This window comes from Roseivirga sp. (assembly GCF_965216855.1).
Taxonomy (GTDB): domain Bacteria; phylum Bacteroidota; class Bacteroidia; order Cytophagales; family Cyclobacteriaceae; genus Roseivirga.
In genome coordinates, this window is sequence record NZ_OZ244204.1 from 1,292,973 (window position 1) to 1,316,415 (window position 23,443).

23 protein-coding genes are annotated in these 23,443 nt (G+C 43.6%); 15 read left to right on the plus strand and 8 right to left on the minus strand.

The genetic code is table 11. The features are described from left to right. Positions 1–3 precede the first annotated feature (3 nt). The 10 genes from ACOOEY_RS05710 (at position 4) to ACOOEY_RS05755 (ending at position 6,648) form a co-directional block, all read left to right on the plus strand. Positions 4–909, plus strand: a complete 906-nt coding sequence (locus ACOOEY_RS05710) for a helix-turn-helix domain-containing protein (protein WP_420387714.1) — start codon at positions 4–6, stop codon at positions 907–909. A 146-nt stretch (positions 910–1,055) separates the two neighbouring features. Beyond that, positions 1,056–1,991, plus strand: coding sequence for a hypothetical protein (locus tag ACOOEY_RS05715; RefSeq protein ID WP_420387715.1), 936 nt, complete (start codon positions 1,056–1,058; stop codon positions 1,989–1,991). A 45-nt stretch (positions 1,992–2,036) separates the two neighbouring features. Next, positions 2,037–2,417 carry an iron chaperone gene (locus ACOOEY_RS05720; protein WP_420387716.1) on the plus strand — a complete coding sequence of 127 codons (381 nt, stop codon included), beginning with the start codon at positions 2,037–2,039 and terminating at the stop codon, positions 2,415–2,417. 94 nt (positions 2,418–2,511) lie between these two features. Then, positions 2,512–3,468: an AraC family transcriptional regulator ligand-binding domain-containing protein gene (locus ACOOEY_RS05725; protein WP_420387717.1), complete on the plus strand. Its 957-nt coding sequence runs from the start codon at positions 2,512–2,514 to the stop codon at positions 3,466–3,468. Positions 3,469–3,566: 98 nt separating this feature from the next. After that, complete coding sequence (locus ACOOEY_RS05730; protein WP_420387718.1) at positions 3,567–3,899, plus strand: hypothetical protein; 333 nt, start codon at positions 3,567–3,569, stop codon at positions 3,897–3,899. A 5-nt stretch (positions 3,900–3,904) separates the two neighbouring features. Continuing rightward, entirely contained in the window at positions 3,905–4,408 is a 504-nt protein-coding gene (locus ACOOEY_RS05735) for a DUF1772 domain-containing protein (protein ID WP_420387719.1), read from the plus strand. Between the two features lie 46 nt (positions 4,409–4,454). Then, positions 4,455–5,294 (plus strand): NmrA family NAD(P)-binding protein, encoded by an 840-nt coding sequence (locus ACOOEY_RS05740; protein WP_420387720.1) that lies wholly within the window; start codon positions 4,455–4,457, stop codon positions 5,292–5,294. 10 nt (positions 5,295–5,304) lie between these two features. Continuing rightward, on the plus strand, positions 5,305–5,718 hold the full coding sequence (locus tag ACOOEY_RS05745; RefSeq protein ID WP_420387721.1) for a DUF5367 family protein: 414 nt from the start codon (positions 5,305–5,307) through the stop codon (positions 5,716–5,718). A 25-nt stretch (positions 5,719–5,743) separates the two neighbouring features. Continuing rightward, positions 5,744–6,196, plus strand: coding sequence for a GNAT family N-acetyltransferase (locus ACOOEY_RS05750; protein WP_420387722.1), 453 nt, complete (start codon positions 5,744–5,746; stop codon positions 6,194–6,196). Continuing rightward, positions 6,193–6,648: a GNAT family N-acetyltransferase gene (locus ACOOEY_RS05755; RefSeq protein ID WP_420387723.1), complete on the plus strand. Its 456-nt coding sequence runs from the start codon at positions 6,193–6,195 to the stop codon at positions 6,646–6,648. The genes ACOOEY_RS05750 and ACOOEY_RS05755 overlap by 4 nt, the downstream gene beginning before the upstream one ends. 54 nt (positions 6,649–6,702) lie before the next feature. Here the strand turns inward: ACOOEY_RS05755 and katG are convergent, their stop codons facing one another. Both katG and ACOOEY_RS05765 read right to left on the minus strand, forming a co-directional pair. Continuing rightward, complete coding sequence (gene katG, locus ACOOEY_RS05760; RefSeq protein WP_420387724.1) at positions 6,703–8,925, minus strand: catalase/peroxidase HPI; 2,223 nt, start codon at positions 8,923–8,925, stop codon at positions 6,703–6,705. 204 nt (positions 8,926–9,129) lie between these two features. Further along, complete coding sequence (locus ACOOEY_RS05765; protein ID WP_420387725.1) at positions 9,130–10,248, minus strand: pyridoxal phosphate-dependent aminotransferase; 1,119 nt, start codon at positions 10,246–10,248, stop codon at positions 9,130–9,132. Positions 10,249–10,400: 152 nt separating this feature from the next. On the opposite strand from ACOOEY_RS05765, the gene ACOOEY_RS05770 reads away from it, so the two are divergent. From ACOOEY_RS05770 to ACOOEY_RS05780, 3 genes are all read left to right on the plus strand, one after another. Continuing rightward, the gene (locus ACOOEY_RS05770) at positions 10,401–10,841 is read left to right on the plus strand and encodes a VOC family protein (protein WP_420387726.1); all 441 of its coding nucleotides are present in this window, start codon (positions 10,401–10,403) and stop codon (positions 10,839–10,841) included. An 82-nt stretch (positions 10,842–10,923) separates the two neighbouring features. Beyond that, positions 10,924–11,988, plus strand: a complete 1,065-nt coding sequence (locus ACOOEY_RS05775; protein WP_420387727.1) for an adenylate/guanylate cyclase domain-containing protein — start codon at positions 10,924–10,926, stop codon at positions 11,986–11,988. A 180-nt stretch (positions 11,989–12,168) separates the two neighbouring features. Next, positions 12,169–14,610 carry an ABC transporter permease gene (locus tag ACOOEY_RS05780; RefSeq protein WP_420387728.1) on the plus strand — a complete coding sequence of 814 codons (2,442 nt, stop codon included), beginning with the start codon at positions 12,169–12,171 and terminating at the stop codon, positions 14,608–14,610. Between the two features lie 2 nt (positions 14,611–14,612). Here ACOOEY_RS05780 and ACOOEY_RS05785 read toward each other — a convergent pair whose 3' ends face one another. Genes ACOOEY_RS05785 through ACOOEY_RS05805 form a run of 5 tightly spaced genes read right to left on the minus strand, consistent with a single transcriptional unit; the run spans position 14,613 to position 19,572 of the window. Then, positions 14,613–15,353 (minus strand): hypothetical protein, encoded by a 741-nt coding sequence (locus ACOOEY_RS05785; protein ID WP_420387729.1) that lies wholly within the window; start codon positions 15,351–15,353, stop codon positions 14,613–14,615. Continuing rightward, a complete protein-coding gene (gene bioA, locus ACOOEY_RS05790; protein WP_420387730.1) occupies positions 15,353–16,645 on the minus strand; it encodes an adenosylmethionine--8-amino-7-oxononanoate transaminase in 1,293 nt (430 codons plus the stop codon). Before bioA ends, ACOOEY_RS05785 begins: the two co-directional genes overlap by 1 nt. After that, positions 16,638–17,249, minus strand: a complete 612-nt coding sequence (bioD, locus tag ACOOEY_RS05795) for a dethiobiotin synthase (protein ID WP_420387731.1) — start codon at positions 17,247–17,249, stop codon at positions 16,638–16,640. Before bioD ends, bioA begins: the two co-directional genes overlap by 8 nt. Before the next feature lie 8 nt (positions 17,250–17,257). Further along, positions 17,258–19,306 (minus strand): ATP-binding protein, encoded by a 2,049-nt coding sequence (locus tag ACOOEY_RS05800; protein WP_420387732.1) that lies wholly within the window; start codon positions 19,304–19,306, stop codon positions 17,258–17,260. Positions 19,307–19,338: 32 nt separating this feature from the next. Continuing rightward, a complete protein-coding gene (locus ACOOEY_RS05805) occupies positions 19,339–19,572 on the minus strand; it encodes a hypothetical protein (protein ID WP_420387733.1) in 234 nt (77 codons plus the stop codon). Between the two features lie 117 nt (positions 19,573–19,689). Between ACOOEY_RS05805 and ACOOEY_RS05810 the strand changes: the two genes are divergently transcribed. Beyond that, on the plus strand, positions 19,690–21,906 hold the full coding sequence (locus ACOOEY_RS05810) for a DUF5916 domain-containing protein (protein WP_420387734.1): 2,217 nt from the start codon (positions 19,690–19,692) through the stop codon (positions 21,904–21,906). A gap of 11 nt (positions 21,907–21,917) precedes the next feature. On the opposite strand, the gene ACOOEY_RS05815 is transcribed toward ACOOEY_RS05810, so the two are convergent. Beyond that, complete coding sequence (locus tag ACOOEY_RS05815) at positions 21,918–22,319, minus strand: OsmC family protein (RefSeq protein ID WP_420387735.1); 402 nt, start codon at positions 22,317–22,319, stop codon at positions 21,918–21,920. A gap of 107 nt (positions 22,320–22,426) precedes the next feature. Between ACOOEY_RS05815 and ACOOEY_RS05820 the strand changes: the two genes are divergently transcribed. Further along, a complete protein-coding gene (locus tag ACOOEY_RS05820) occupies positions 22,427–23,440 on the plus strand; it encodes a hypothetical protein (RefSeq protein WP_420387736.1) in 1,014 nt (337 codons plus the stop codon). Positions 23,441–23,443 lie beyond the last annotated feature (3 nt).

The window sequence follows — 23,443 nt, forward strand, 5'->3', positions numbered from 1 at the left end:
CTTATGCATCAGATCAAATCCATTAGTGACTATCACCGACTGGCCGGACTTCCCAAGCCCGAACATCCACTGATCAGCCTGGTAGATTACAGCCAGGTCAACTATCAGACTGAAGGAGAAGAAGTCACCATGGTTTCTCCCTACTACTCCATTGCCATGAAGCATGGAGTACAGGGTAAGATGCGCTATGGACATCAGCCTTACGACTTTGATGAAGGGCTGATGTCTTTCGTTTCTCCAGGACAGGTCATTAGCGTAAAATCTAAATATGAACCGGGTACAAGACCAACCGGATGGCTACTGTTTATCCATCCCGACTTTTTATGGAATACACCGTTAGCCAGAAAAATCCGACAGTACCAGTTCTTTGGCTATCAGGTCAATGAGGCACTCTTCTTGTCCGACAAAGAAGAACAATCGATGATCCGAATCATGAAAAGCATTGAGGAAGAATATCACTCCAACATCGATCAGTTCAGTCAAAATATCATTATCTCTCAGGTAGAAGTGCTATTAAACTATGCCGACCGGTTCTACCAACGGCAGTTTATTACCCGGAAAATCAGCAATCACGCAGTGCTGACGAAGGTAGAAGACTGGCTTAGCAATTACTTCGGTAAAAGCGACCTGGTGAAGGAAGGACTGCCTTCCGTTCAGGAAATGGCCACTGACCTCAATATGTCAGCCAATTACTTAAGCAGTCTGCTCAAGGTACAAACAGGACAAAGTGCCCAACAGCTTATTCAGAACAAGCTTATTGAAAAGGCCAAGGAAAGACTTTCTACAACGGAACTGTCTGTCAGCGAAATAGCCTATGAACTGGGTTTTGAACACAGCCAATCCTTCAGTCGCTTGTTCAGGAAGAAGGTGAAACTCTCTCCTTCTGAATTCAGGCAGTCCTTTAATTGATCCAATCCGGAAGTCACAATCTTTATTGGGATATCCTCAAACTCAATGAGCAGAATGGCGTAAGATGTCAAAACAATGGCACAACAGGTCAACAGTAAACAACGGCTGATCTATAATTTTGACATCCCAACCCGTATTGAAATCACATGACAAAAAACAACCAGAAAAAGCATTACTATTCATTAAAACACATCTCTCTAAGCATAGCCTTCGTACTTCTTCCCTTCTTGTCTTCATGCTCCGGTGATGATACAGTTGAGGAGCCAACGAATATTTATTTAGAGATTCCCGATCCTCAATTCGAAGCAAAGCTGATTGAACTGGGAATTGACACGGACGGCCAGGTGAATCAACAAATGCTCAGGTCAGATGCTAAGAAGGTAACCCACCTCGACCTGAACACTTCAACCCAGACCGAAGAAATTGAAGACCTCACGGGTATTGAAGGTTTTACTGAACTTACTTTCCTCAGGGCTTCGAATCAGAAAATAGCAGAGATTAGTTTAGCATCACTGACTCAACTGGATACGCTTCAGCTGTCTAACAATCTTCTTACCCACATTGACCTCAGTGAAAATGTAAACCTCATCTATGCAGACATACATTTCAACGAGTTGAGTTCAATCAGCGGACTTTCAAATATTTCAGGTTTGAAACAGCTAGATCTCTCCTGGAATCAATTCGAAAATATTTCCATCGACAACTCATCCGTTGAAGTACTCTTTGTCAGCTATAATGAGTTAAGCTCGCTGGATGTCTCCAAGGCCACCGGACTCAAGAGCCTTATCGCCAATATCAATAAGCTCACCAGCATTGACATTAGAAATAACAGATCGCTGGAAACGGTAGTTTTATCGGCTAACGAAATTCAGCAGATCGACTTACAGCATAATTTGGCACTGTCTCACTTATACATTTCATCCAATTTGCTCAACAGTCTTGATGTAAGTCAGAACCCGGCATTGGTAGACTTGCGGGTGCATGGCAATACAACCTTAGGCTGTATAAAGATTGCAGAAGACCAATCGATACCCACCGTTTCCCTTTCCGGTGACCAGCAATTGAATACCAACTGTAATTAGTTTTTATCAAAACTATCAAATCATCTTATTTGCTTAAATTACTTCATGGGTAAGATGAGAGCATATCAATCAGTTGATGACTATTTCGATGATCAGCCGGAAGAAATCCTGACCAGATTATTGGAGTTAAGACAGTGTATTCTGGATGCCTCTCCCCAGGCTGAAGAAAAGATTAATTATGGCATTCCTGCCTATGCGCTAATTCAGGGAGGGAAACGCAATCAACAGGTCATGATAGCCGCCTATAAAAAGCACATCTCCTTCTATCCCACCCCGTCTGTGATCGAAGCCTTCCAGAAACAGTTGCAACCATATGAAACCAGTAAGGGCACCGTTCAATTTAAACTGACTGAACCTCTACCGAAGGAGCTCATCAAAGAAATGGTCAGGTTCAGAATGGAAGAGTTGGGAATTAAAGGCAAGTAGCCACTCCTTGTGGTCTGGTCACAGAGCTCCTAACCACACATTATTTTGTATTTTCGCCATAATGAAGTTCACTTCTATCAAACTGTTTGATAAAATGGCGAGGCATGTTCTGAAAGAAGGCCTGAAAGAGGAATCTATTCCGACAATTCCTTTGATAGCCGGAAGTACAGAAAGGCCGGAGGCCGTACCAGCAGATTTGTTTTTTGAGCTCCATGAAATAGCGGGTAGAGATTTACCGGCAGGATGTGGGCTGAGAGTTGGCTCCAGTATGGAAATGGATGATTATGGCGTACTCGGTCTTTCCTGGAAAACCTGCTCTATTGCACGCGACCTATTCGATCGAAGTGTCAGGTACTTCAATCTGTTAACTAACACTTATGTATTTGAAGTAAAAGATGTTGAAGGCATCTCCTCAATTTACCTTCATCGGGAGCCCTATAGAACAGGGGTAGCCTGGTCCAATGAGGCTACCTTTTCTGCAACAGTTACCGTGTTACAAACCATTACCGGCCTACCTCTTTATCCCGTAGAGGTGTCTTTTCAACATGCCCCACATGAAAACCTCCAACTCTATGAAGATACTTTTCAGTGCCCCGTACTCTTCAATCAGCCCCATAATTACATTGCCTACAGAACGAAAGACCTGAACACCCGGACTGCCAAAGCGGATGAAAGCATAAATCGTTTTCTAAGGCAGCGTATGGATGAAGAGGCTGAAGGCATAGAAATCAGTGCCTATAAACTGATTGTCGATGTCCAAAGCCTGATTCAAAATGCGCTCCCCAGTGGTATTCCTAATATTGAACAGGTCTGTGAGCATTTGGGCTTAAGCAAAAGGTCGCTACACAGAAGGCTATCAGAAACAGGACATAGCTTTAGAAGTCTGGTGAATCAAACTCAGCGAGAGATTTCGGAAGAACTACTGAAGAATTCAACCAACTCTGTAGGTGAGATTGCCTTCAGAACCGGCTTCTCCGAGCAAAGCGCTTTCAACAGAGCCTTCAAGCGATGGACCGGCTTTTCGCCCGTTGAATTCCGTAAAGTACACTAAACAAACTGCTTTTGGCACAAAGTGTCAAAAGCTTGGCGCGACCGATCAAATTTAAAATTAGCGCATCTGCCAATTTTACTCCTGAAAATAACAGGAGTATGAAATCAATCCTTATCTCAACCTATCTCGCTGGTCTGCTAAGCTCTACACTGATTCCATATTTTGATCAGTCAAAGGAAGCTGAGCTTCAAATTGTGGAGTCTGAAGAACTCAAAGCCAGGGCCTTCGAGATACTGGATACCAAGTGCAATGTCTGCCATCGGAAAAAGAATCCGTTCATGGTCTTTTCTCTCAGGAATATGGAGAAGCGGGCCACCAAGATTAAGACTCAGGTTTTCATCAAAAAAAGAATGCCTAAAGGCACCGAAATCAAACTGAGTCAGGCTGAAACTGACACACTCAAAAAATGGATTAACACAGTCCTCAATTAAGCGAAATGGAAATATCTATTAAAACTATCGTATTCTTTCTGACCCTGCTTACCACAGGACTTTCGTCCGGCCTTTTCTATGCCTGGCAGGTATCGGTCATTCCCGGCACCAGGAGAGTTACTGACCAGAGTTACCTGGAAAGTATGCAGCAAATCAACAGGGCTATCATCAACCCCTGGTTCATGTTCATCTTTATGGGTGCGCTGTTATTTCTGGCCTGGAGCACCTGGTTCAGTTATCAGACGGCCGATCGAACGACATTCATTCTCATGCTTATAGCCACGCTATGTTATGCAGGAGGCACTTTTGGTGTCACCGCTGCAGGGAATGTACCCCTGAATAACTGGCTCGAAGCCATTAACCTCAATGAGCTGAGTAGTTTAAAGATGGTTGAAACCAGGGCACATTACGAACCCAAGTGGAACCGCCTGCACCTGATCAGAACCATATTTTCAGTGCTGGCCTTTAGTGCTACCCTACTCGCACTACTCACTGAATACAAGAAATAAATCATAAACCATGAGCCTGAAGGTTCACTCAAAATCAAACAACATCATGAAAAAGCAAATTCTAGTAATTGGAGGCACCGGTAAAACCGGAAGCCGCGTAGCACAAATTCTAAAGACTGAAGGTCATCAGGTTAGAATTGGAGGCAGAAATGAATCTCCTTCATTCGACTGGAGCAAACCTGAAAGTTATGGCTCTGCATTGGAAGGCATGGAAGCCGCGTATGTTACCTACTATCCAGACCTGGCTGTTCCCGGAGCCAAAGAAGCCATTACACGTCTTACCCTGGCGGCTAAGTCGGCCGGTCTAAAGAAACTGGTTCTACTATCAGGAAAAGGCGAAAAAGAAGCCGAGGCCTGTGAAAGAATAGTGGTTCGTTCCGGCCTGGACTATGTTTTAGTTCGCGCTTCCTGGTTCAACCAGAACTTCAGTGAAAGCTTTTTACTGGAACCGATTCAGGCTGGCCAGGTGGCTCTGCCCATGGCAGAGGCTCAAATACCATTTGTAGATGCTAACGATATTGCCGAAGTGGCCGTTAAGGCCTTGACCGAAGACCAGTGGAACGGAAGAACACTAACTGTTACCGGTCCCGAGAAGCTAACATTTAAGCAGGTAGTGGAAGAGATTGCTTCGGTGACCGACAGATCAATCCAGTTTCAGTCTGTATCTGTTGAAGCCTATGGAGAGATGATGAAAAGTGCAGGTGTACCTGATGACTATGTATGGTTATTCTCCTACCTGTTCAGGGAAGTTTTAGGAAATGCCGATAACCAGGAGATATCTTATGATGTCAAAGAAGTACTGGGCCGTAACGCCACAAGCTTCAGGGAATATATTGAGAGAACGGCTGACACCGGTATCTGGAATCAGATGGTAAGCTCCATTTAATCTCATAAGCATGAAGCGTTTGAATATGAAAAGGGCTGCTCTATCGGCTATTATCGTTTGGACCCTTGGTGTCACTGCTTTTGTTTCTTCCTACTACGTTGTCATTTGGGAAGATGCCGATGCCCAGGCCAATCTGGTTTTATCACTGGCACTTATTCCAATTATCGCCTTTGCAGCACATATCTACTACTCCAAAGGTCATGAAACCAATGGATTTCTATTGGGAGCGTTTATGTTCCTGATAGCTATGATACTGGATGCTTTAATTACGGTTCCTGTACTGATTGCCCCTCTTGGTGGCGATCACCTCAGCTTCTTCGGTGACCCTGGTTTCTGGTTAATTGGCTTAGAGTATATCTTTGTCGTTACCATTTATTGGGTTATTCGCAGATACATGCGCTTACAGAAGCAGGCTGTCAACTAATTGATTAACCATAACCAACCCACTTATGAACTATTGCATCGACCTGATAGCTAAAGAAGAATACCCGGCAGTTTTAGATGTTTGGGAGACTTCTGTAAGAGCGACTCATCATTTTCTCAAAGAGGAAGATATTGCCTTTTTCAAGCCATTGATTCTGAACGAATACCTTGGCGCGGTTGAATTGAGATGCATGCGTACTCAACCAGGTAAAATCATTGGGTTTCTGGGTGTCGCATCTAATAACCTGGAAATGCTCTTTCTTCACCCTGACTATCACGGACAAGGTCTGGGCAAGCTGATGCTGGACTATGCCAAAGAGCAGATGGAGATAAAATATGTAGATGTGAACGAGCAAAACGCATGGGCCGTGGGCTTCTATCAGCATGAAGGGTTTGAGGTTTATAAAAGATCAGCCCTGGACTCTCTCGGCAAACCCTACCCCATTTTGCATATGCAATTGAGTACATTTGGTATATGAAAATCAGAAAGGCGGAAAGCAAAGACCTCGATCAAATTGTGGCCATGCTGGCTGATGATGAGTTGGGCAAACTAAGGGAGAACTATCGGCAACCTTTACCCGCTTCATATCTGGAAGCATTCAAGCGAATTGACTCCGACAAGAACCAGGAGTTAATGGTCGTTGAAAGCGACCAGGGTCAGATGATTGGCACCATGCAATTGAGTTTTATACCATACCTGACTTATCAGGGTGGTGTTAGGGCACAGATTGAGGCAGTCCGCATTCATAAAGATTTTAGAGGTTCCGGGCTTGGTAGAGAAATGTTTGAATGGGCGATAGAAAGGGCCAGCACTATGGGAGCACATGTGCTTCAACTCACCACAGATAAGCAGAGGCCTGAAGCCCTTAAGTTCTATGAAAAGCTTGGTTTCGTTGCCAGTCACGAAGGCATGAAACTTCACTTTGGCTAAATAAAAAGAGCAACCCGAATGAGTTGCTCTTTTTTATTCTGATCATACACTGACCTAGTCCAGGTCGAATCTATCTGCATTCATTACTTTGTTCCATGCAGCAACAAAGTCATTGACAAATTTTGCCTGATTATCGCTTTGGGCATAAACTTCCGCTACTGCTCTTAACTCAGAGTTGGAACCGAAGACGAGATCAGCACGGGTTCCTGTCCATTTAACAGCACCTGATTTTCTGTCTCTGCCTTCGAATACTTCAGCATCATCAGAAACAGGCTTCCACTCAGTAGACATGTCCAGTAAATTCACAAAGAAATCGTTGGTCAATCTACCTGGCTTATCTGTAAACACTCCATGCTTAGAGCCATCATAATTAGTACCTAACATTCTCATACCACCTACCAGTACTGTCATTTCCGGTGCGGTCAAAGTAAGTAGTTGAGCCTTATCTACCAACAGCTCTTCTGTTGATACATCAAACTTGGTCTTTCTGTAATTTCTGAAGCCATCGGCATATGGCTCAAGGTAAGCGAATGACTCTGCATCAGTTTGATCGGCAGAAGCATCCATTCTACCCGGAGTGAAAGGAACTTTGATATCATGCCCTGCATCCTTAGCAGCTTCTTCTATAGCAGCACATCCTCCCAGTACAATCAAATCAGCCAGAGACACTTTCTTATTACCAGACTGTGTATCGTTGAATTCATTCCGAATACTTTCAAGAGTATCTAATACTCTGGCCAGTTGACTCGGGTTATTAACTTCCCAATCCTTTTGAGGAGCAAGTCTCACCCTTGCACCATTGGCACCACCTCTTTTGTCAGAACCTCTGAAGGTAGAGGCCGAAGCCCATGCTGCTGACACTAACTCTGATACTTGAAGACCTGAAGCTAAAATATTAGCCTTCAACCCTTCAATATCCTTTGCATCAATCAAATCATGGTTTACTGCTGGAATCGGGTCTTGCCAGATCAATTCTTCACCCGGCACTTCTGGTCCAAGGTATCTTGAAGTTGGTCCCATATCTCTGTGAGTCAACTTATACCAGGCACGGGCAAAAGCATCTGCAAACTGGTCAGGATTCTCCAAGAATCTCCTTGATATTTTCTCGTATTCAGGATCGAATCTCAAAGAAAGGTCAGTGGTGAGCATGGTTGGCTTATGCTTCTTGTTCGGATCGAAAGCATCCGGAATAGTTGCTTCAGCATCCTTAGCCACCCATTGTTTTGCACCGGCAGGACTTTTGGTCATTTCCCACTCGTAGGCGAACAGGTTTTCAAAGAACTTATTACTCCACTGCGTTGGCGTTTGCGTCCAGGTTACTTCAGGCCCGCCTGTAATGGCATCAGGTCCTGAACCACTATTGTAAGAGCTCATCCATCCAAAACCCTGGTTTTCAATTGGGGCTCCTTCCGGCTCCGGACCTACATATTTGCTTGGATCAGCCATACCGTGTGTTTTACCAAATGAGTGTCCACCGGCAATCAAAGCCACTGTTTCCTCATCATTCATGGCCATACGCTTGAAGGTCTCTCGAATATCTTTTGCTGCTGATACAGGATCTCCATTTCCATTCGGCCCTTCCGGATCGACATAAATCAATCCCATCACAACTGCTGCCAAAGGATCTTCCAGGTCTCTTTCTCCTGAATACCTTTTATCATCCAACCAGGAAGTCTCTGAACCCCAATATACATCTTGCTCAGGCTCCCAGACATCTGCGCGGCCACCACCGAAACCAAAGGTCTTAAAGCCCATTGATTCCAGAGCCACGTTACCGGCCAATACCATCAGGTCGGCCCATGAGATCTTATTACCATACTTTTGCTTGATTGGCCAAAGCAGTCTTCTGGCTTTGTCCAGATTGGCATTATCCGGCCAGCTATTCAGGGGGGCAAAACGTTGTTGTCCGGCTCCTGCTCCACCGCGTCCGTCACCAATACGGTAAGTTCCGGCAGCATGCCATGCCATTCTAATGAACAGACCTCCATAGTGACCAAAATCTGCCGGCCACCAGTCCTGAGAATCTGTCATAAGATCGTTAAGGTCTTTTTTCAATGCATCGTAGTCGAGCTTCTGAAATGCTTCTTTGTAGTCGAAGTCTTCTCCGAGAGGATTGGAGAGTGATGAGTTTTGTCTGAGGATGTTGACTTTTAGCTGATTCGGCCACCAGTCTTTGTTCTGGGTTCCTCCTCCAGCGCCTTCCTTAGGTGCTGTTCCACCAAAAAAGGGGCAGTTGCTAATGTCGCCACCTGCTCCGTGTGGGTTGTTATTTTCCATATTGATAGTTTGTTTTTGAATTCAACAGTATCTAAATATCCGATATAAAATGACAATAAACATGCGAATCATATTTATATAATCTATATCATATCAGACTGGTTAATGAGGTAAAGTCTTGTATAAATAAAGGCAGCAACACTAAGATTTGTTTAAGCAAAAACAAGTCAAGCTCAGAACAGGGGAAAGAAACAGGCTTACTGCTTAAGACATTACTTTCTGCAAGGCCTCATTAAAGATTCTCACTTCTTCAATAGTGCCCATACTGATCCTGCACCAATCCTGATAAGGAGGAAATGGCCTGCCTACTCTTACACCTTCAGCCAACATTTGTCGATTGAATTGAAGAATATCTCTACCTGTTTTGAAGAAAATGAAATTAGTATGGGAAGGCACATACTCCAGCTTAAGTTCATCCATTGCCTTATACATCAGACGCTTGCCTTCCTTAACCTTATTTAAACTGAAATTGTAGAATTCCTGATCGTCCAAGGCAGCCATAGCTGCCTTCAATGCCAACACATTGGTATTAGCAGGTATGTTTCTTCTGATCTGATTCGCCAGCTCAGGCCTGGCTATCACATAACCTACCCGAAGTCCTGCAAGGCCATATACCTTTGAAAAGGTTCTCGAAACAATAACATCTCTTCCTTCTCTGACCAGACTTACCATTGAGGGATAGTCAGGCTCTTCGATAAAATCATAATACGCCTCATCGCTGAAAACAATCGTTCTTCTTGAAGCTGTTTCACAAAAATCTACCAGCCTATCCTTATCAACTATAGTAGAAGTAGGGTTATTGGGGTTACAAAGGAAGATTAGCCTGGTCTGATCTGAAATATTCCTCTCCATAGCATCCAGGTCATGAGCCTTTTGCTCATTCAGGTCTACCCACTTAATATTGGCACCCCATTGACGGGCAAAGGTCATCATAGCCAGGAAGGTAGGCCGGGCAGCTATGATCTCTCCTCCTCCTTTGGTAAAGGTAGCCCCGGTGATTTTAAGGCATTCGGATGAACCTCCTCCAATCACAATATGATCTCTGGAAACCCCTTCCTTTCTGGCCAGTTTTTCCGCCAATTCTTCAATTAACCCATCCGGATAGCGACAGCCCAGATCAAATGCTTTGGTCATGGCCTGCCTCACCTTCGCAGAGGGACCAAAAGGATTCTCATTAAAATTCAGGGCAACCGGGTCTGCCAAAGGACGAGGGTTAAACTCGGCAATTTCTTTGGCAGTCAATTCTGACACCATTGCCGGGGCACCCAGGAGGCTCAGTGCGCTCAAAGCTCCTCCTCTTTTTAGCCAGGCTCTTCTATCCATAGTTATCGTTTAAGAACCAAGAAGTTACAAAAAAATCTGGTATTCAATTTCCACATCATTTGTCGCAAACAACCCCTGAACTGTCGAATTCACACCCTACTCCTTCAAGCGATCTTCTGCACCTTTGTTATGAACCAATTCATAAAACCACTATGTCGATTGTTAGTACTTATATCAACTTTTCGCGAAACACGGAGGAGGCCTTCAACTTTTACAAACAAGTATTCGGAACTGAATTCATGGGTGATGTCATGCGCATGGGAGACATCCCTCCTTCAGATGGTATGCCTGAGCTGAGCGATGAAGATAAAACGCTCATCATGCATGTTACTCTACCCATTCTGGGAGGTCATTTATTGATGGGCACAGATGCTCCCGAATCCATGGGGTTTCAATTAACCCAAGGTAATAATGTGCACATTAACCTTCAACCGGATACAAGAAAGGAAACAGAGCAACTCTTCACAGCTCTTGCCGAAGGAGGCACTGTAACCATGGAGCTTCAGGACATGTTCTGGGGCGACTATTACGGAAGTCTTACTGACCGCTTTGGCATTCAGTGGATGTTCAATTGCCAGGAGAAAAAAGCCTAAAACTGAAAATATCGGTTGAATACCATACAGCATGTCGGTTTTTAATGGAAAAGGCCTAATTTAAACCTGTCCACCAGCCGACATGAAATTTCACAAGACCAGCCAGCTTAAAAGAAGAAAGAAAAAGATCATTGGGCAGTATGCACTTTTCTGGCCGCCTGCCTTAGTCTTTCTCACCATCATTAGAAGTGTTGGTACAATTGAGGTAGGATCATTTGATCCGGGACTGCTACCTTCCATTCTACTGGCAGCTGTCTTTGGTTTTATCGGAGGGGTAATATCGGGCTACTTTCAGTTTATGCTGGAAGAAAAGATTTATGGCCGCACCTCTATCCGGAAACTGGCACTTGCTAAAGCGATATTCATTGTCATCTTTCTGGTTACCCTGATTGTTATCGCCTACATCATGACCCGGGTAATCTTCCACCATGATATTGATTTTATCACTTTTGCTTTTGACGAGGGTAGTGCACCAGTCTATCTGTATATCATTAGTGTAGATATTTTCATGACACGCCTGCGACAGGTGAATCTCATGTTAGGTGAAGGCAATCTCACCAAATTACTGGCCGGAAAACTCTATACACCACATGAAGAAGAAAGAATCTTCATGTTTTTGGACTTGCAATCTTCTACCACATTGGCTGAAACCCTTGGTCACATTAAATACAGCCAGATGATTCAGGATTGCTTTTTCGACCTGGGAGTAACCAATGCCTATCGTGCAGAAATCTATCAATATGTGGGAGATGAAGCTGTATTGACCTGGCCCTTACAGGAAGGACTTAATAGGGATAATTGCCTGAAAGCCTACTACGACTTCATGGATACGCTGGAATCTAAACGGGAGTATTATCAGAATAAATACGGAAGCCTGCCTTTCTTCAAGGCTGCCTTAAACTGCGGAACAGTTACCGCCACGGAAGTCGGGAGATACAAGCGGGAGATTGCCTATCATGGAGACACCTTGAATACAGCCGCCAGAATTTTAGCCAAGTGCAATGAGTTCAATGAAGAAATGCTGATATCGGAAAGTCTCAGACAAATGATTAACACCTCCGATTTTGAGTTCAAACCTATGGGGGAAGTTCCTTTGCGTGGAAAGAAAGAAGCAGTTCCTATTTTCGCAGTGAAGAGAAAAAGTTAGTGTCAGGTCTGGCCACAACCCTCTGATTATCAATTGAAATCTGTAGCATTTCTGGACAGTCAATCGTTCGGAATCAAGCCAATCTCTCATCATTCAGGTTCAAAAAGGGCCTCAATCACGTATTTCTGTGCATGGCACGATGCTTGGCCTTAGCATCTTCGGATAGAAAACTTACACTCAATGCTAAAGAGCTTTCTCTTAATTTCCGTGAGGAGTTTATGGAGTAAAGGCGGTTCAACTTTATTGAACATGATTGGTCTTGCTTTAGGAATTGCCTCCTGCCTCTTCATCTCGAATTTCATTTTCTATGAACTGAGCTTTGACAAGTTCCATGAAAAGTCTGATCGTATTTTCAGACTGGAAACAGAAAGCTACCACATTCAGGAAAAGACGGGTACAGATGCCTTCAGCCTTTATAGAGCTGCCCCCGAACTGGCCGCTAAACATAAGGGCATTGAAAACTATTTCAGGCTAACGCCATTTTCTGAGAATCAGTCCGCCTTCTTAATCAGTGAGGATTCTGATAACAGAAGAACCTCATTTACAGAAGCGGCCTATTACACTGATGCGGCCATTTTCGAAATATTAAATATTGAATTAACGGAACAAATTGAGCAGCCTTTAACAAGGCCCAATCAGATATCTATTTCAGAAGAAATGGCCTTCAAAATGTTCCCCAACAAATTATCCAACGGTAACTCAGTCATAGGAGAAATAGTACATAATCGTTCGGCTGACCTGAGCAATTCAGCCTTTGAGATTGTGGCCATTTTCAAATCGCTTCCTGAAAATTCTCATATACAGTTCGATGTGCTTTTTTCAAACATCGATCAGGAGCTACTCCTCGACATGCCCGGCTACCATAATACTTATGCTTATGTTCTACTAACCAATGGGGCTGACCATGACATAATCAATCAAGACCTTTGGCAAGAAACCAGCAATAAATCAGACAATCAAGCCTATTACCACAACACCTCTCTATATCCTCTAGTAGACATTCACCTCGGCCACAAGGTTTCAAACCCTCCTGCACCAACGACAGACCCCAGTTTATTGCTGTTTCTTGGCGTAATTGGGTTCATTGTATTATTACTTTCGGCTACAACTTACATCAACAACTCCATTATCACAGCGCTTGACAGAGCAAAAGAAACGGGGATCAGAAAACTGTTGGGTGTTACACCAGGGCAGCTCAGAATGAACATCTTTCTGGAGTGCCTTCTTACCAACCTTACGGCCGGAATTTTGGCCCTTTTACTCTTTTTCATTGGACAGAAATCGGCCAGAGTGTTTCTCGAGATAGGTTATCCGTCTTCAATAGATGGCACCAGAATTCTCATTCTTTCCCTAACCTCCATTGGGTTGATCTTACTCGGTACTTTCTTCACAGCTTTCTATCCATCTCACCTGTTGAACTCCCTGAAACTAACAGATGCCCTAAAGGGTAAAAACATCGTTTTTCAGTCTAAGCAATCTTCAAAAGGTGCCAGAGCCATGAAGACGCTACTCATCTTTCAACTTACCATGAGTATGATCTTCATCTCAGCGGCATATGTGGTTTATTCTCAACTCAAGTATGTAAAGGAGCATGATAGCAGACAGTTCGAACTGGAAGTAAAAGGGAAATTCCCTGGTTTTGCCGGTGCGAATGAGGTGTACACAAACTACACCTATAACTTCATTAACAAGGCCCTTGAAAATGAACAGGTCAAATCAGTCAGTCTCTCTAACCTGTTCAACGGGCAAGTCAAAAAAAGACAATACATTAAGCCTCTCAGGCAATTGGATAAGGATAGCTCTTCTTACGAAGGTCAATTTCTCCTATCACTAATCGACTACAGTTACTGGGCTGAAGACAGTACCATATTTATCAGCGGGGAAAATTTCAGTTCGCTGGTGGGAGAAGATTTCAATGGCGTAATCATTAACGAGTCTGCATTAAAAGCCATGAAGTTTGAAAGTGCTTCAGAAGCCATAGGAAGTAGAGTCGGAAAATACAATGGACCACTGGTGGTCAAAGGGGTAATTAAAAACAAAACTGCCAATGAGGGTCCTGAAGTCTATGTCACAGGACTTCGCTTTCCTACCTATTTTTATATCACAGTAGAAATAGAGGGTAATACAGCAGAGAAAATCAATATTGCTCTCGATGGACTAAGAAGAAAATGGGACCCACAGTTTCACAATTTCTATATCATCACAAGAAACTTTGAAAATCAGTCTGCTCTTGAACAAAGCCTGCTGCGGCTGTTTATACTGTTTACCGGTATAGCCATCTTTGTGGCCTGCATGGGCATTTATAGCCTTTCCGCCTTTACCGCACAGAAGAGGACAAAGGAAATTGGTTTGAGAAAAATTCTGGGAGCCAACGTAAGTCACATTCTCTTTTTACTGATTTATGACTTTTTACAACTGATCTTCTATGGCTGTATCATATCAATTCCACTGATATTGCTTGGCGCAAGAAACTGGCTGGAAAATTATACCTATAGAATTCAGTTGCATCCTGTACTCTTAATCATACCCATTCTCACCATGACGCTGATCGCGGTAGTGATTATAGTGCGACAGTCATGGCAAACTGTGGTGGTAAGGCCATTGGGAGCCATCAGCAGGTAGGTCTAGTTTGCCCGAACCGCAACAGCCAAAGTATCGTGGTGCTCGAGTAATAGAGACCTGAGATAGGTTCCTATGGTATAAACAGATTCAAAACCAGCCTTTTTAGCTGCTTCATCTTCCTTCTCTATTGGAATATCAGCGCTTTCCGCAAAGTGCTTGATATCTCTGTACAAGCCGATAGTAAATATATCTACTTCAGAGCCGATGATTTTTGTGAAGATGAAGTTGGGCTCTCTGTCAATTCCGTCAAGGTATACATTCTCCATTTCACGCTGGTCTAATAACTCAGCACGCTTCCCCGCCAGTGCCTGAAACATCTCTACATGGTAATAGTCCATAGCTCCAAAACGATTATTAAAAAGTCTCAGAGCAGGTCCATAATAGAAGCCCTCTTCCTGCCATGAAATCAGATTGTAATAGTCACTTCGATAGTATTGGTCCTGGGTATTGGACTTTTCCCGAGCCTTTATCAGTTCATTGGCATAGTATTCTTCCATGCTTAGACCTACCGGAATAATCATTAGTAAATCCCATTGATCTCCCTGAGAATGGCGCATGAGTTGCGCTCTCTTTCCCCCGAAAGCTTTCCCATCTTTCATATCAGCTTTCAGTAGCTCAATCAATTCGGAAAGCTTACCGGGTGCGGCACGCATGGCCACGGTTTTATAAATGTAATTTCCATGCTGGGCAGAAAGGTTAAAGCTCAGCAGAAAAAGGGTTAACAGAAAAAACCTCTTCATCATCAGTGACTGGCTATTTGGTCATATTCATTCAGAAAATCTGAAATCGTTGAATATACATAATCCAGCTCCTCATCGGAAATAATGTAGGGCGGTATCAGATAAATAACGTTGCCCAGCGGACGAAGCAGCAAACCTTTTTCAATGAAATAGGGATAAAGGTGGTGTCTGGCTTCATTGAAATAAGACGTATCCTTTTCGGTATTCAGGTCAAAAGCCATGATGGTTCCAATTTGCCGACAGTTCCGTACCATTGGATGATCCTGGATTTCTTTTAGAAAGGCCTGATGTCTTTGATTGATCCTTTCCCTGTTGGCCGTACATTCTTCAGTCAACAGCAGGTCCATAGAGGCATTGGCCACTGCACAGATCATAGGGTTACCGGTGAATGAGTGACCATGGAAAAAGGTCTTCATCAAGTCATTGGTTCTGTAGGCTGCCTGAATAGCATCCGTACAGCTAGTCACTCCCATAGGTAAACTTCCTCCTGTCAACCCTTTGGAGAGACACATAATATCAGGCTTATTCTCCAGTTGATCTGCCGCAAAAAGAGTCCCCAACCTTCCGAAACCTGTCATCACCTCATCGGCAATACAGAGTACGTGTTGTGATTGCGCCAGACCAATCATTTTATCCAATAAATCAGCAGAATAGAACCTCATTCCCGAGGCTCCTTGCACCAGAGGTTCAAAAATAAAGGCAGCTACCTCTCCGGTTCCTATGAGTTGCTGAAAGTGGGACCATACCTCCTCTTCCTTTTCGGGTTCAGGAAAATCAATAAAATCGACTTCAAAGAGATAGGGATCGAAAGGAGTAGTAAAGGGCCCACGGTCGCCCACAGACATAGCTCCGAAAGTATCGCCATGATAGGAACCGTCAATGGCGATGATTTTCTTTCGCTCAATTCCCTGATTATGAAAATACTGAAAGGCCATTTTGATACCTACCTCAACGGCTGTACTGCCATTGTCGGAATAGAATATCCTGGACTGATTATCGGGCAATATCTCTAATAACCGTTCTGCAAGCCGAATAGCAGGTTCATGGGTAAACCCGGCAAAAATCACATGTTCTAACTGCCTCGCCTGATCTGCCAAGGCCTTGGCCAGGTATGGATGACTATGACCATGAAGGTTGACCCACCACGATGAAATTACATCCAGAATTTTCTTCCCTTCTTTGGTGTATAAATTTACTCCTTCTGCCCTTTCCAACATCTCAGGTTCGGTCATTCCCTTCAATGGAGTGAAGGGATGCCAAATGGCAGCACGATCTCGTTCTAACCAATTACTCATACCACGTCAACATCAACTGATCTGCCCAATACTGAACTATTTCCGGGCTTACTTTTCCTAATTTTGGCAGGTGCATTAACACCCTGTACCCACTATGTTTTTCAATGATTTGTTCGCTTTCCGGATTACTATCACCGTTGAAAATAATTCCTTTCACGGGATAGTTATTTCTCTTGAGGTAGTCCACCGTGAGCAGTGTATGATTGATGCTACCCAGGTATAAATTAGCAACCAAAATGACTTCCATATTCAGGCTTTTCGCAATCTCAATCACGAAATTTTCCTGATTAATTGGCACCAGAATACCTCCTGCTCCTTCCACAATAATTTCATTGCTGGTCTCCGGCAACACAAAGTCATCCAGTTCTATCTGCAGGTGCTCAAAGCGCGCAGCAGCATGGGGCGAGGCCGGTAACTTCAAACTATGAGTTTCGGGGTGAAATCTGGTGATGGAGTTGCTTACCAGACTCTTCACCCCATCTGTATCTGCAGGCTGCCCTGCCTGAATGGGTTTCCAGTAATCGGCCTTCAATGCTTCAGCAAGAATCGCTGAGACGAGCGTCTTCCCGCTATCTGTGCCAATAGCTGTCACAAAATAGTTCATGCTGCAAATTAAGGCTTTGCTTGTTGAATAGCCTTGTAAGACTCTATGAGTTTTTCCCTGAGGTCGCTGAATTTAATCGGCTTAACCAGGTAAGCATGCATTCCTGCTTCTTTCGCTTTTTCAATATCTCCCAAAAAAGCATTAGCCGAGACGCCTATAATCTGAGGCTGAAAATCGAGTGGCAACTCCTGAACGATCTTAGTCACCTGATAACCATCCATTTTAGGCATAGAAATATCCATGAGAATCACATCGTAGTCATTGTTCTTAATGGATTGAATGACTTCGAAACCATCTACTGCCACATCAGGTACATACCCCAGCCTTTCCAGGTAGAGCATAGTCAGCTTTCGGTTAACGGAGTTATCTTCTGCCATGAGAATCTTCAGCGGATACTTTTCGCCAATGAACTCATCCTTATCATCAGAAGCTTTAGCATCTCCCAGAAACTCACTGGAAACCTGACTGGCTACTTTAGCTCTTACTGTAAAGGCAAAAGTAGAACCTACTCCCATCTCACTGGAAACATTCACCTTTCCATTCAGCATTTTGACCAGCTTTTTCACAATGGCCAGCCCGAGACCAGTACCTCCAAATTTTCTGGAATGTGTAGAATCTACCTGTGTAAATTCATTGAAAAGGCCTTTGAGCTTACTCTTAGGAATACCTATTCCGGTATCCTTGACCTTAAAGTTCAGGGTTACATATTTATCAGTTCCCTTTTCAAGATCTACCGACACAATAATGGAACCGTGCTCTGTAAACTTAACTGCATTGGACAGCAGGTTGAGCAGAATTTGTCTCAAACGACCTCGGTCAGTTCTTATGAAGTTGGGTACCTTTTCATCAATAACCGCATTAACGATAATGCCTTTTTTCTGAGCTTCAAACTTGATTAGGGCAATAGAATCATCAATTACCTTTTTGAGATAGAACAGGCTTTCTTCAAAGGCCAGCTTACCTGATTCAATTCTCGAGTAATCGAGTATATCATTAATAATACGAAGCAGAGTATCACTACTGGCTTGTATGGTTTCTACATATTCCTTTTGCTCTTCGGTTAATTCCGTTTCTGCCAGTAGACTGATCATCCCCACCACCCCATTCATTGGGGTTCTGATTTCATGACTCATTGTGGCCAGGAAGTTACTCTTAGCCTGGGTAGCAGATTCGGCAGCTTCCTTAGCTTTTCTAAGCTCTTGTTCCAGCTTTTTGCGGGCGGTAATATCACGGGCAATCACCAGGACCCTATTCTCATCAAGTTTAATAATTCGGCCTTCGAAGAACTCCTTTGCTTCACCTTCTCCAAAGTGGTATTCCAATGTCTGCAGTTTACCGGAAACAAAAGCCTTTTCAAGCGAATCTTCGAAGAATTCACCCAAATGCTCTGGCACCACATCCTTTACCCTTTTACCTATAAACTCACTGGGCTTAAACCACAATTGTTCTTCTTTCATTACCTGATAATCAGTGTAGCGAAATTCACGATCAATGGTGAACATAGGGTCTGGAATGGATTCCAGAATAAGCAGTTGCTGGCGCTCACTTTCCTTCAGCTCCATTTCAGCCTTGTAAACACCGGTGAGATCACGGGCAATAGCATTCACATAATCGACATTGCCCATGGTGTCCAGGTGAGGGCTTTCGAAAATCTCCAGCATATGTGTTTCACCCTGGGTATCTATTACCTCCAGAAAATAAGGCCTGATCTCATCAAAATCGAGTCGAAATAAGGCATTGACATGGTCACTGACATGATCATTGATAGGATTACTGGTAAGAACATCTCTGGCTTTGATTGGTCCCTGCCTAATTGAATAACCTAATAAACGTTCGATGTTGCTCGATGCATAATTAATAATACCATCTCGGGTATAGCGGAAGTAGAAGTCTGATGAATGATCCATCAGCATTTCCAGCGATTGACGGAGTGCCTTTTTGCGTTTATCCAGTATTCGGAGTTCCTCTGTTACCTCGTGTCTCTTCTTCCTTTCGCGAAAGTAAAGCACTACGAATAGGGCCGTGATAGCACCTGAAGCAACAAGGGCGTAGATCATAATTTGGTCAGGTAAAATAATTGAATGCCAATTTAGTCATTCAAAGCACTTTTTAAAGAGTCTCCCATCTGACGAAACCTCTCCAAAGCGTCATTTAAAAAATCCTGGTTAAGGATCTCATCGAGTTCTGACTCTAGTATATCGAATTCGCTTACTTTAAAAGTCTGCTCAAAAGGGCCCTGTTCCAGCTTAATGATATATTTCCCGTTCCAGGAGAAAACTGTCACCTTACAAGGTTTGTCAAAATATTCCTTAACCACTCTCATCTTCCGGCTTGAAGTAAACTAAAATGAAATTAAGAAACATGCCGCTTATCAGAAACGATCATTTTGACTTTTAGAAATAGTAATTAAATCTTAAAGTTGAAGTTTACTTTTTCAGCCTTGAAACTTCAACTAAGCCTGGTATTCCTCTTCCTCATTCCTGTACTGAGTCTATCGCAGGAAAGAAAGAGTGTTCATATAAAAGAAGCGGTCGACCCGATTGTGCTGGATGGCCAATTAAATGAGCAAAGCTGGCAAAGTGCAGAGGCCACCTCCGATTTCTGGCTCAACTTCCCGACCGACACCTTACTGGCTTCCACACAAACAGAAATGAAATTCACCTATGATGATAAATTCATTTACATCGGTGCGAAATTGTATAATGTTGAAAATGCAGGATATGTAACTCCTTCTCTGAGGAGAGATTTCAGAGGTGCCGGTAATGATATGTTCACTATCTCTTTCGACACCTTTGATGACAGAACCAATGCCTTTCAATTTGGTATCAACCCTTTTGGTGTGAGGCGTGAGGGACTGGTAACCAATGGCGGAGCCCAAAGAGGCAACCTTTCTCTCGACTGGGAAAATAAGTGGTTTGGTGAAGTAACACGAACTGAAGAATACTGGATGGTTGAAATGGCTATCCCTTTCAAGAGTATTCGCTATAAAGAAGGAAATCAGGTTTGGAATATTAACTCCTATCGTATCGACTCTAACAACGGTGAAAGATCCATTTGGAGTCCGGTACCCAGAAACTTTGCTTTATACTCTCAAGCCCATACCGGACAACTAATCTGGGATAAACCACCCAAGAAACCGGGAGCCAATATCTCAGTCATCCCATATATATCTACCAGCATGGATGCTGAAGGCGGCTATTTTGACAATGATGACAATACCGATATTCCAAGAACCAGCAACTCCAGCTTTGATGCAGGCTTTGATGCCAAAGTAGCTGTTGGCCCTTCGATGAACCTTGATATTACAGTTAACCCGGATTTTTCTCAGGTAGAAGTTGATCAACAGGTAACCAATCTGGACCGGTTCGAAATCTTCTTCCCTGAAAGAAGACAGTTCTTCCTTGAAAATGCAGATCTCTTTGGCGAATTCGGATCAGATGGCCTACGTCCCTTCTTCTCCCGAAGAATTGGAGTAAGCCGTGACGAAAACACAGGGGTGAACGTTCAGAACAAAATCAAATTCGGAGCAAGATTAAGCGGAAAGCTGAATAATAACTGGCGCCTGGGCGTCCTGAACATGCAGGCTGCGGAAATCGAAGATATCAACCTACCGCAAATCAATTACACTGTCACGGCACTGCAGCGTAAGGTTTTTGCGCGCTCCAACCTGGGCTTCATTTTCGTCAATAAGCAGGATTTAGCAAATGGCAGCAACAACAATTTCAATCAGTATAACCGGGTGCTTGGTCTGGACTACAACCTGGCCTCTCCCAACAACAGATGGAATGGTAAATTTTTCTTTCACAAAAGTTTTGATAAAGTCAATTCGAATGACAATTATGCCGCATCGGCCAACATCCTCTACTCTACCATTAACTGGCAGATTGAAGGACTCATTCAATCTGTTGGAGATAACTACAATCCTGAAGTAGGCTTTGCCCGAAGAAACAGTTATGACAGGTCCAGCCTGAGTATTCAGAAGAATTACTATCCGGAATCGGCATCTATTCAGCGAATCAGTCCGTCCCTTAGCTATGAGGGGTACGCCAATACTTATCTGGGCACTACGGATTATCAGGTTTCAGCAGGACTCGAATTCTCCATGTTAAATACCAGTAGCATCAACCTCACTCTAAACGAAAACTACATCTATCTCTTCAGTGCCTTCGATCCTACCAGAGATGGCAATCAACAATTACCTGAAGGTTCTGATTATAACTACACCAACCTACAGGTTCGTTACAATGGCGACACACGTAATGCATTTTACATTAATCTGAATGCTAATGCCGGTCAATATTTTAACGGAACCAGAACCCGACTGGGAGGAAGTCTGAATTACCGTATCCAACCCTACGGACTGATTACCATGGACTTTAACTACAACAGAATCAGACTCCCTGAACCTTATGGTGACGCTGACCTATTTCTGATTGGTCCGAGGTTCGATATTACCTTCACCAAGAAGCTCTTCTGGACCACCTTTATACAGTACAACAGCCAGATAGACAACCTGAATATTAATTCCAGAATTCAATGGAGATTCAAACCGGTTTCTGATGTATTTATCGCTTACACCGATAACTACTTCCCGGATGATTTCACTAATAAGAATCGGGCGCTGGTGATTAAAGTAACCTACTGGCTAAACCTTTAAGAGCCGCCCGTTTACCTGATAATCTCAAAAGTATGCTCAATCTCACTCTTCAGTGTACCAGCCACAGAGCAATATTTAGTCGCTGCTAAATGACCGAGTTTCTCGAACTCCTCCATCGTAGCGTCTGGTGATTCAAGCACGAAGTGTAGTTTGATATGAGTAAAGAAGCGAGGCGGATCATCTTGTCTGGTACCATCCGCATCAATGCGCAGGCCATTCACGGTTTTCTTACGCTTCTTCAACATCTGCACAAGATCTACAGAAGCACAACCTGCAAGTGCTGACAATAAAAGCTCAGTTGGAGATTGACCCTTTTTCTCATCGGCAGGACGCATATCTATGTGCACCTTGTTGCCATTTGGGTTGATGGATTCGAATTCGTAATCTCCTAGTAACGTGGTAGTTGTCTTCATATTGCTGAATCTATAAGCGGATGCAAAATTAATTCAATTTCACTCCTAACCACACAATACCGCAATAAGTTTCCCTGTTCTTGGCCTATACGCTTAACCTAAGAACCATGAAAACGTCAAACCTCAAAATACTTTTAGTGGCACTATTGTGTCTGCTCTATTCCTGTTCTGGCGATGATGCCGAAAACACAGGGCTAACCGTAACCATCGAAGATCAGTTTGTCAACCTACCATCTAACGTTTCTGTCTTTTTCAGAGTAGAAGATGAAGCCGGCAATGGAGTAGCCGGACTAACCGAAAGTGACTTCACCATCTACGAAAATGGAGCAAAGATTTCCGAATTCGAAGCAACAAGAAAAATCCAACCCAACGAACAGGTATTCGACTATCACATTACCCTCTTGCTCGATCTAAGTGGTAGTGTATTGGGTGGAGAGAGCCTCAGTGGACTGAAAACAGCTGCCAAAAGTTTTATTGATGAAGTAGTTCCGGCTGAAGGGGAAGTCAATGCTCAGGCTGTGAAAATGGAAATCTGGTGGTTTGATGGTTCCGAAAACATCAAGCAACTACAGGGCACCTCTACGAATGTCAATACCCTAAAAACAGCCATCGACAATATTACCCCGGAAATGAGCTCTGATAATTCTACCAACCTTTATGGAGCTGTTATTCAGGGAATCAATATTGCCACCCAAAAGATTTCACAGACTCGTGAGCTCGATGAAATTGCCAGTAGCGCAGTAGTGATCTTCACCGATGGTACAGATCAGGCCAACCGAAACACCAAGGGCCAGGCACTGGAAGCCGTGAAAAACGCAGATCGAGATATGTCCATTTATACCATTGGCCTCGGTCAGGAGATCGATGAAGCTGTTCTTCGATCCATTGGAAAAACAAGTTTTGTTTCTGCTGTGAATATTGGTGAGTTGCTGGATCGTTTCCAGGAAATCGGAGACCTGATTAATGGCAGGGCTAATAGTTACTATTTACTGGAGTATTGCTCACCAAAGAGGAGTGGTAGCAATCAATTGACTATTGAGGCCAATAAAGGAGCATTGAAGGGTAATGCCAACACCTTCTTCGATGCGAGTGACTTTAATGGCAGTTGTAGTCTTCAGTAGAAT

What these genes read in the sequence shown, in the direction of transcription:
- ACOOEY_RS05710 (WP_420387714.1), top strand. Translation starts at nt 4, where the DNA reads ATGCATCAGATCAAATCCATTAGTGACTATCACCGACTGGCCGGACTT.
- ACOOEY_RS05715 (WP_420387715.1), top strand. Translation starts at nt 1,056, where the DNA reads ATGACAAAAAACAACCAGAAAAAGCATTACTATTCATTAAAACACATC.
- ACOOEY_RS05720 (WP_420387716.1), top strand. Translation starts at nt 2,037, where the DNA reads ATGGGTAAGATGAGAGCATATCAATCAGTTGATGACTATTTCGATGAT.
- ACOOEY_RS05725 (WP_420387717.1), top strand. Translation starts at nt 2,512, where the DNA reads ATGGCGAGGCATGTTCTGAAAGAAGGCCTGAAAGAGGAATCTATTCCG.
- ACOOEY_RS05730 (WP_420387718.1), top strand. Translation starts at nt 3,567, where the DNA reads ATGAAATCAATCCTTATCTCAACCTATCTCGCTGGTCTGCTAAGCTCT.
- ACOOEY_RS05735 (WP_420387719.1), top strand. Translation starts at nt 3,905, where the DNA reads ATGGAAATATCTATTAAAACTATCGTATTCTTTCTGACCCTGCTTACC.
- ACOOEY_RS05740 (WP_420387720.1), top strand. Translation starts at nt 4,455, where the DNA reads ATGAAAAAGCAAATTCTAGTAATTGGAGGCACCGGTAAAACCGGAAGC.
- ACOOEY_RS05745 (WP_420387721.1), top strand. Translation starts at nt 5,305, where the DNA reads ATGAAGCGTTTGAATATGAAAAGGGCTGCTCTATCGGCTATTATCGTT.
- ACOOEY_RS05750 (WP_420387722.1), top strand. Translation starts at nt 5,744, where the DNA reads ATGAACTATTGCATCGACCTGATAGCTAAAGAAGAATACCCGGCAGTT.
- ACOOEY_RS05755 (WP_420387723.1), top strand. Translation starts at nt 6,193, where the DNA reads ATGAAAATCAGAAAGGCGGAAAGCAAAGACCTCGATCAAATTGTGGCC.
- katG (WP_420387724.1), bottom strand. Translation starts at nt 8,925, where the DNA reads ATGGAAAATAACAACCCACACGGAGCAGGTGGCGACATTAGCAACTGC.
- ACOOEY_RS05765 (WP_420387725.1), bottom strand. Translation starts at nt 10,248, where the DNA reads ATGGATAGAAGAGCCTGGCTAAAAAGAGGAGGAGCTTTGAGCGCACTG.
- ACOOEY_RS05770 (WP_420387726.1), top strand. Translation starts at nt 10,401, where the DNA reads ATGTCGATTGTTAGTACTTATATCAACTTTTCGCGAAACACGGAGGAG.
- ACOOEY_RS05775 (WP_420387727.1), top strand. Translation starts at nt 10,924, where the DNA reads ATGAAATTTCACAAGACCAGCCAGCTTAAAAGAAGAAAGAAAAAGATC.
- ACOOEY_RS05780 (WP_420387728.1), top strand. Translation starts at nt 12,169, where the DNA reads ATGCTAAAGAGCTTTCTCTTAATTTCCGTGAGGAGTTTATGGAGTAAA.
- ACOOEY_RS05785 (WP_420387729.1), bottom strand. Translation starts at nt 15,353, where the DNA reads ATGATGAAGAGGTTTTTTCTGTTAACCCTTTTTCTGCTGAGCTTTAAC.
- bioA (WP_420387730.1), bottom strand. Translation starts at nt 16,645, where the DNA reads ATGAGTAATTGGTTAGAACGAGATCGTGCTGCCATTTGGCATCCCTTC.
- bioD (WP_420387731.1), bottom strand. Translation starts at nt 17,249, where the DNA reads ATGAACTATTTTGTGACAGCTATTGGCACAGATAGCGGGAAGACGCTC.
- ACOOEY_RS05800 (WP_420387732.1), bottom strand. Translation starts at nt 19,306, where the DNA reads ATGATCTACGCCCTTGTTGCTTCAGGTGCTATCACGGCCCTATTCGTA.
- ACOOEY_RS05805 (WP_420387733.1), bottom strand. Translation starts at nt 19,572, where the DNA reads ATGAGAGTGGTTAAGGAATATTTTGACAAACCTTGTAAGGTGACAGTT.
- ACOOEY_RS05815 (WP_420387735.1), bottom strand. Translation starts at nt 22,319, where the DNA reads ATGAAGACAACTACCACGTTACTAGGAGATTACGAATTCGAATCCATC.
- ACOOEY_RS05820 (WP_420387736.1), top strand. Translation starts at nt 22,427, where the DNA reads ATGAAAACGTCAAACCTCAAAATACTTTTAGTGGCACTATTGTGTCTG.